Consider the following 8,090-nt stretch of genomic DNA (forward strand, 5'->3'; position numbering starts at 1 on the left):
GTCAGTCTGTAGAGCGACCATAAGACCAGAACAGATTTACTCTGTTAAGGCAGGTGCGGAACCCCGCAAGGGAAAGAAGCAGAAACCTAAATCGTGAGGTTTGGGAATCACCGTCCGTTTACGGCGGTGAGGATGTCAAAAGAAGTGTATTCGGGGTGAAGGTGGGGAGGTTGATGCAATCTGTCGGCGACAACGCTTGTTTTCTAACTCCCGATGTCTGTCTTGAGGATGCAGAAGAATACATTCCCAAAATAGCCGCTTGCAAGGGACTTGATCTGGCACTTGTCAGAGAAGGATTCGGCCGCATATCGAGCATTGTAGAGGTTGTGCCAGCTTCGCTCTATAGCCAATATCAATCAGAGGCCATAAAACGCATAAAACAAAGAGATATTGATGACTGGCCGATTTTAGCAACCGCACTTCTTTTTAACTGCCCGATCTGGACGGAAGATCAAGATTTCTTTGGAACAGGGGTTCCAACTTGGACATCAGATAGAGTCCACTTATATTTCCATTCAGAAGAGAAGAATTGAAAGAGGACTGCCTCAAATGTAGGATTCGATGATTAGCAGATTGTGTTAGAAATAGTCCTCTATTTTAGGATTTACGGATAGAAGTAATTGCCAATAGCTTAGATATTCAAAGATATAAACCAATCGAGAAAAATACTGCTCGCCATCTCTTAGGATTACCCCAAAATAAACAGCTTATCCTCTATCCTTTTAGCTAAACAGCAACATTGCTCCTATGAAATTAGCCTCCATTCCGACAAAACAGTACATCGAGCAACGAGAAGAAGAATATTGGCTCGAAGGAACTCGTATCTCTCTTGATTCAGTTGTCTATTCTTTCTTGAACGGAGAATCGCCCGAAAGCATTGCCCAAAATTTCCCACTCCTTTCCCTCGAACAGGTTTATGGCGCGATCGCTTTCTATCTGGCCAATCGAGAGCTTGTGGATGCCTATCTGAAAAAGGGTGAAGCCGAGTTTCAGCGACTACAACAGTCTTGTAGAGAAAAGAGTCCTTTGCTGTACCAAAAATTGAAGGCAGCTCAAGCCCAGAATTAGAAAGCAGTATGACAGAAATTCGCTTTCAAGCTGATGCGGATCTCAGACAGGCAATTGTGACTGGCGCAATCCACCGCAATACGCACCGACCGGGTGAAAGAAACCGCCCTCGCTTAATCAGTATATGTGCTTAAAAAACTCTAATCTCCTAGAAGAAGGCTATAATTACCATAATCTTTTGCCCCCGTCTCAATTCTAGCCGCTAGATATTTCTGGACTTCCCGACCTCGACACCACCACCTCAACTACGGGACAGTGACCGCCAAAATCATTCAACCAGTGCCATTTCAGGAATGACAAAGTTAAATTCACACTCTGGAAAGAGGGAAAGCCGGAACAGAGAAGGGAAAAATATCTGTAATTAATTCTGTCGGGGTGATTAGAAAGGAATATCGTCTAAATTTTCCTCTACTGATGTGTCGCTAGGTTGCCAAGCGGAAGGGTTAGAAAGTTCATAGGATGCGTCGTATTCAAAATCCCCGGTGGAGACAGGTGCGACGGGTTTTTCCACCTCGGTTTTATTAGATTTATAGGTATTGATTGGTACGACTTTTTCTGGAGTCGGGGCTGCCATTTCCCCGCTACTCATGCTGCCGTCAAGATGATAGAGATGACTAATGACTAATTCGGCCCGTTTTTCCTTAAAACCTTCGGGACGATCGATCGTCTGCATGGAGAGACGACCTTCCAAAATTACCTGATCACCTTCATTATAGTTCTGAGCGACTTCTGAGGCTAAATTTCCCCAAGCTACGGCCCTTAAATTAGTCGGGGTTGCCTCGGCACGATTGGGAGAAAACTCGACTAACATTTGAGCGTAGGGAGTTTGATTATCTTGGGTATAACGTAATTCGGGACGACGGACAATTTTAGCCATTAAAATGCAACTGTTCATGGTCGAAAATTAGTCTGAATTTTTCTAATAGCACCATTGTACTGAAAAAGTACAAGGATCACCACTGTGGAGGTTGGGGAATTTTATGGGACTCTGGTTAAGAAAAAATCTCTTTAACACTTGGTACAACGTCATCTTAACCCTTGCGGGTCTATTTCTCAGCCTCTGGGGTGGTTTCAGTTTTCTCGATTGGGCGATAAATCAGGCAAAATGGGCTGTAGTGACGGAAAATATCGGTTTATTTGTGGTCGGTCGTTATCCAGAACAGTCAATATGGCGGATTTGGCTGATTTTAACGATAATTGCGGCTTTATCACTGTTTTCTTGGCAATTAAACCGGGGTCGCTTCCCCGATTGCCCCGCTTTTCTCCAACGCTGGTGGGGATTGATGTGGTTATTGACTTTACCTTTAATCGCTTGGTTGCTATTGGGGGGATTATTTTTAACGACAATCCCTCTCGATGATCTCAGTGGTTTAATCTTAACTTTATTAGTAGCGATCGCCAGTATGATTTTATCTTTCCCCTTGGGGGTATTATTAGCCCTGGGGAGACAGAGTGAATTACTGGCAATTCGTTGGCTATCTATTGGCTATATCGAATTATTGCGCGGGTTGCCTTTGTTGGGAATTTTATTCATGGCCCAGGTGATGTTACCCTTGATTTTACCCGCCGGGACTAGACCAGAACGGGTGATCAGAGCGATCGCCGGATTTACCCTTTTTGCAGCAGCCTATCTGGCCGAAAATGTCCGCGGTGGTTTACAAGCGATTCCCAAAGGTCAAATTGAAGCGGCCAAAGCCTTGGGTTTAAAACCGATTTTCGTTTTATTATTGATCGTTCTACCCCAAGCTTTAAAAGCGGTCATTCCCGCTATTGTTGGTCAATTTATCAGTTTATTTAAGGATACTTCTCTACTGGCGATCGTGGGACTGGTTGACCTCTTGGGTATGGCAGGATCGGTTTTAGCTAATCCGAAATTTATCGGCGATTATCCAGAGGTTTATCTATTTTTGGCCTTTATTTACTGGATTTTCTGTTATTCTATGTCCCTAGCCAGTCGTAGGTTAGAACAGCGTTGATTGGGGTGTGTGGGAAGTTTTATCAGTGAACAGTAAACAGTAAACAGTAATCAGTGAACTGAAAACTCCCATCTGATCACTGATTACTGATCACTGATCACTGATAGATGGCTACCTAGCTTTTTGTCATAAATATTGATATTATTTAACAATCAGCAGCAATTTATGGTAAATATATTTATTTAGGAGAGGGAGAAAATGGCTGGATTCTTTGGCCTGTTTGGCAATAAGACGAAATACGTCGATGAACCGATGGATCTGAGCGCACCGGAACCGAAAGAGGCTTTTTACTTGGAACCCGATGACGCTAAAACTCTCGGTGATATCGACTTTATGCGGACACCGATCACGATCCGACGTACTTTCCCGAAAACTGCCTCGAATAAAAAGGGTGGCGAATCGATTAAACAGATTTCCTCTATGGAAGTCAGCAAAGTCACCGATAACGGTATTGTGGCAAAATCGGCTACTTCCGAGGCTAATGGTAACGGTAACGGTACTAATGATAACGGTCGTCGCACTAACGATGACAGTATCAATCCTTTCCTGAAAATGGCCCGCGAAATCAAGAAATAGTATAGTAGGGTGAGCATTGGCTACCCTTGAGATCAAACTTTGGTGGGGAAGGCCCACCTTTTTTTATGACCATTATTAACGGAAAAACCAAGTTATTAGGCGTAATCGGCGATCCTATCGGCCATACTCTTTCTCCCCTCATGCACAATGCCGCTATCGATGCTTTGGGGCTAAATTATGTCTATCTTCCCCTACCTATCGCCCCAGAAAATTTAGCAACTGCGATCGCTGGTTTGTCCGCCATCGATCTAGAGGGTTTTAGCGTCACAATTCCCCATAAATTAGCAATTATTCCCTTATTATCGCAAATTACCGAGAAAGCAAGGCTAGTAGGCGCAGTTAATACCGTCTGGCGCACGGAAACCGGTTGGCGGGGAACGAATACCGATGTGGATGGCTTTCTCGCACCCTTGAAATCCCTTGACAAAGATTGGAGTCGGGTGAATCCAGTTATTTTAGGCAATGGCGGCGCTGCCCGGGCGGTAGTGGTGGCTTGCGCCCAGTTGGGCTGTGGCGAAATTCATGTGGTAGGACGCAATCAAAAGAAATTAGATCCTTTTAAAGAAAGTTGGGCGAATACAAGCCTCTATGACCTCCTAGAAGTGCATAGCTGGGACGAATTAGAGGGGCTGGTATCCACCACAGAACTCCTGATTAATTCTACCCCGATCGGAATGTCCCCCCAGGGCGAACAATCCCCTGTTGAGTTAGAATTATTAGACCTTTTACCCCCATCGGCGATCGCCTACGATCTAATTTATAATCCCCGGCCGACCAAATTTCTCCGGTTAGCCCAGACTAGAGGGATAAGAATTATTGATGGGTTAGAAATGTTAGTTAATCAGGGAGCGATCGCACTAGAAATCTGGTTAGGTCAACCCGTCCCCGTCTCGGTCATGCGGGAAGCTTTGTTAAAACAATTCTAAATGCTAAAATCCTATTTCTGGCTTTATTTATGCCCCCTTCTAGCTCCTTTTGGAAAACTCTGAATAACTCGATTCTAGTACGCTATCTATTATTATTTGGCTGTGGCTGGAGTCTAATTATCTTAATTAACTATTTCTACGGGATGATCGCTATTTTTACCGGTTCGGCAGTCCTGGCCGCTCTATTAAATTATCCCGTGGTTTGGTTATCCCGTTATCTACCGAGAGGACTAGCCATTGCCATTACCACCCTAGTAGCTTTTATCCTCCTATTTAGATTAGTCACAGGCATAGGATTAGAAGCGGTTAATCAGGGGAGAGGACTACTATTCAATCTTACCGATGCCCTTGGTCAAAAAGATTTTTTACCCTTTCAAGACTTTCTTGATCGATTAGATTTGAATAAAATGGTGGGAAGCTTACAAACCGGTTTAGCCACGGGTTTATCAATCGTACAAGGAGTTTTTTCCAGTGTCTTTACGGTCATTTTCGGGGCGGTGATCAGTGTTTATATGCTCATTGATGGTGATAAACTCTGGCGAAGTTTTTTGCAACTTCTCCCCCTAGCATACCGGGAGCGTTTTGCCAAGTCTTTTCGACAAAGTTTTCTGGGATTTATTCGCGGGCAACTGTTGTTAATGCTCTTTTTATCTGTGACAAGTTTCATAAGTTTTTCCCTATTAGGAATTAAATATGGGCTAATTTTAGCGGGTATTCTCGGTATTATCGATGCTATCCCGGGTATCGGGGCAACCCTGGGCATTTTGTTGGTAACTATCTTGACTTTTACCTCCCAGGGACTAGCAGTTGCCGTTAAAGCTTTTATTGTCTGTGTTGTCTTGGTGCAAATTCAAGATAATATTATTCGCCCTAAAGTTATGGGCAATGCCCTAGAATTAAACCCAGTAATTTTATTTTTATCCCTCTTTATCGGCGAAAGAGTTGCGGGATTATTAGGGGTTTTTCTCTCCATTCCCATCGCCGGGATGATCGCGATCTGGATCGGTTCAAGTGAAGAAAAACAAATAACAGCTTTAGAGGAAAATCAGTTAGGAGAAAGTCAAGAGCATTAAGAGCAGCTCCCCAGTCTCTACTATACAATTAGGGAAATTTGTTATCCACAACACTCGATCGCTACCTATGGAAAACTTAGATTTAAAGAAATCCTCGCCCCTCTTATTTATCTCACCGTTTTTTCTCTGGGGAACAGCGATGGTAGCGATGAAGGGTGTTATCCCCCACACCACCCCCCTATTTATGGCGGGAATTCGCCTTGTCCCCGCCGGAATGTTAGTTTTAATAGTAGCTTGGTTTTTAGGTCGTCCTCAGCCCAAAACCCTGCAAGCGTGGCTATGGATTGCCCTTTTTGCTCTGATGGATGCCACTCTTTTTCAAGGTTTTCTGGCATTGGGATTAAATCGCACCGGGGCGGGGTTAGGATCGGTAATTATTGACTCCCAACCCCTAGCGGTGGCTTTAATGTCGAGTTGGCTATTTAAAGAAGTTATCGGTATCTGGGGATGGTTGGGATTGGGTTTAGGAATTGGGGGAATTAGTTTAATTGGCTTGCCCGATCAATGGTTTTATGACTTTTTTGGACAAAAAGCGGTAAATATTGACTTTAGCTGGCAGGAATTACTAAATAGCGGCGAAATGCTGATGCTTTTGGCTTCCCTGTCCATGGCGGTGGGAACAGTCTTAATCCGGTTTGTCTGTCGTCATGCGGATCCCGTCAGCGCCACGGGATGGCACATGATTTTAGGAGGATTGCCCCTATTTTTAGCTTCAGGTTTCAGAGAATCCCATCAATGGCAGAATATCGATTTCAATGGTTGGTTAGCTTTAAGTTATGCCACTATTTTTGGTAGTGCGATCGCCTATGGATTATTCTTTTATTTAGCCGCCAAGGGCAATTTAACCAGTTTAAGTTCTTTAACTTTTTTAACTCCGGTTTTTGCCCTCACTTTCGGGAATTTATTCCTCGGTGAGATGTTAAGTGTATTGCAATGGGTGGGGGTATCTTTAACCCTCGTTAGTATTTATTTAATCAATCAAAGGGAAAGAATCGCCCCACAATTGCGGGCAATTTTTGCTAATCTTTCCTCACTTATACCCAAAAGCAACTAACTCAAATTCTGTCCGAATTACCTCGACTCTGGCAAAATTTGCTTCTTGTAATTTCTGGTTGAGATTTTGAGAGGTAAAACCAGTTTTATGAGCCATATAGGGCATCCCAGGCACTTCTGTTCCCATGCCGTAAAACATCCATAAAGCACGCACGGGACCACCGGGAGAAATATATAAAGGTTCATTTTCCATATCGCCTCTAGCGACAAATTCGGCGGCAGTTTGCATATCGGGAACCACGATCATCAAAAAGCCTTCGGGTTTAAGAATGCGTTTAAATTCCTCGAGGGCGATGGGAACTTCGTAATGATAAATATGTTCTAAATTATGACTAGAAAAAACCCCATCGACGGAGTTATCGGGAACGGCACTTAAATCGGTAATCGTTCCTAAAATATCGGGGTTAACAGCGGTATTGATATCGAGGCGAATTTCTTGCCAATTGCCATCGCGGAATAGTTGGGGTAAAGCTTCGGGATTATAGGGACCACAACCCACATTTAAAACCAGTTTTTTCGGTGATTTTAGCGCTGTTATCTCCGGGGGAGCATTCCAAGCTAATAAACAAATATTTTTGAAACCAAGCAAACCGTGATTAGCGACTTGATCATCTAAAATTATCTGGGCTTGGGGATGGGTTTTAAGAAAATCTTTTATTGCTTGTTGGAGAGCAGGATGCTGACATTTATTGATAATAATTAAAGCGGAATCAGACCAGAATTTTTGGGCTAAAAGTAAGGATATCAAGAGCGATCGATAGTCTTCGGCAGCATCGTAGTAATAAACCCCCAGCTTTTCTTCACTGTTTAATTCTTCCAGATCATCGAAAAAGGGTTCCGTTTCTTGATCGCTTAAAAATATCTGTTCTGATAGTTGAAAATCCTCCAAATCCTGAGATAATATAGTTAGTCTTTCTCCCGATGGATCGTATTTAAAAAAAGCTTCTACGCCATAACCGCGGCGATCGCTATTATTCCAGAAAGCGGCGACTAAACTACCGCGACGAAAACAACCCACTTGACAGTAAACCTCGTCCTGTTGCAGACAGGCAACGGCTAGATTGAGTAGGGGAAAGAGATTGAGATCGGGATAGGAGGCGTTTTTTGGGCTTAAAAGGGTTAATTGCTCGGAAATAGGCGACATTAAAGGCGATCCCCAATCCTGATACTGTTGGGGCAGTTTTTCTAAGAATTGCTGTAAATCCATACCTTGCTTTCCCGAAAACTATAATCCTTTTCCTTATCATAAATTATCGCGCTTGTCACCAGGCCACGGACTCATCGAAAATTTTGGGTCTGAAACCCCGTCGTTCTACGACGGCTTTACCGTTAAATACTAGCGCATTTACCAAATATATGCTAAAATGTGAGACATGGAAAAAGCCTACTCGTTTCGATTTTACCCCACACCCGAACAA

10 protein-coding genes are annotated in these 8,090 nt (G+C 43.5%); 8 read left to right on the forward strand and 2 right to left on the reverse strand.

Annotation, left to right across the window (positions count from 1 at the left end):
* Positions 1-53: 53 nt before the first annotated feature.
* On the forward strand, positions 54-533 hold the full coding sequence (locus IM322_RS19430) for a PIN domain-containing protein (protein WP_287672874.1): 480 nt from the start codon (positions 54-56) through the stop codon (positions 531-533).
* Between the two features lie 214 nt (positions 534-747).
* Positions 748-1,068: a DUF433 domain-containing protein gene (locus IM322_RS19440; protein WP_287672876.1), complete on the forward strand. Its 321-nt coding sequence runs from the start codon at positions 748-750 to the stop codon at positions 1,066-1,068.
* 379 nt (positions 1,069-1,447) lie between these two features.
* Here IM322_RS19440 and IM322_RS19445 read toward each other — a convergent pair whose 3' ends face one another.
* Positions 1,448-1,963 carry a single-stranded DNA-binding protein gene (locus IM322_RS19445; protein ID WP_287672878.1) on the reverse strand — a complete coding sequence of 172 codons (516 nt, stop codon included), beginning with the start codon at positions 1,961-1,963 and terminating at the stop codon, positions 1,448-1,450.
* A gap of 85 nt (positions 1,964-2,048) precedes the next feature.
* Between IM322_RS19445 and IM322_RS19450 the strand changes: the two genes are divergently transcribed.
* From IM322_RS19450 to IM322_RS19470, 5 genes are all read left to right on the forward strand, one after another.
* A complete protein-coding gene (locus tag IM322_RS19450; RefSeq protein WP_287672880.1) occupies positions 2,049-3,044 on the forward strand; it encodes an amino acid ABC transporter permease in 996 nt (331 codons plus the stop codon).
* A gap of 198 nt (positions 3,045-3,242) precedes the next feature.
* Positions 3,243-3,620, forward strand: a complete 378-nt coding sequence (locus tag IM322_RS19455) for a hypothetical protein (RefSeq protein ID WP_286823745.1) — start codon at positions 3,243-3,245, stop codon at positions 3,618-3,620.
* Between the two features lie 65 nt (positions 3,621-3,685).
* On the forward strand, positions 3,686-4,546 hold the full coding sequence (locus tag IM322_RS19460) for a shikimate dehydrogenase (RefSeq protein ID WP_287672882.1): 861 nt from the start codon (positions 3,686-3,688) through the stop codon (positions 4,544-4,546).
* 29 nt (positions 4,547-4,575) lie between these two features.
* The gene (locus tag IM322_RS19465; protein ID WP_287672884.1) at positions 4,576-5,619 is read left to right on the forward strand and encodes an AI-2E family transporter; all 1,044 of its coding nucleotides are present in this window, start codon (positions 4,576-4,578) and stop codon (positions 5,617-5,619) included.
* 67 nt (positions 5,620-5,686) lie between these two features.
* Positions 5,687-6,673, forward strand: a complete 987-nt coding sequence (locus IM322_RS19470; RefSeq protein WP_287672885.1) for a DMT family transporter — start codon at positions 5,687-5,689, stop codon at positions 6,671-6,673.
* Here the strand turns inward: IM322_RS19470 and IM322_RS19475 are convergent.
* On the reverse strand, positions 6,650-7,879 hold the full coding sequence (locus tag IM322_RS19475; protein ID WP_287672887.1) for a class I SAM-dependent methyltransferase: 1,230 nt from the start codon (positions 7,877-7,879) through the stop codon (positions 6,650-6,652). The genes IM322_RS19470 and IM322_RS19475 overlap by 24 nt on opposite strands.
* Positions 7,880-8,045: 166 nt before the next feature.
* Between IM322_RS19475 and IM322_RS23520 the strand changes: the two genes are divergently transcribed.
* A partial coding sequence (locus IM322_RS23520) for a helix-turn-helix domain-containing protein (protein WP_353737100.1) occupies positions 8,046-8,090 on the forward strand: 45 nt, incomplete at its 3' end.

Origin of the sequence: Microcystis sp. M109S1 (genome assembly GCF_020247025.1) — a bacterium.
Taxonomy (GTDB): Bacteria; Cyanobacteriota; Cyanobacteriia; order Cyanobacteriales; family Microcystaceae; genus Microcystis.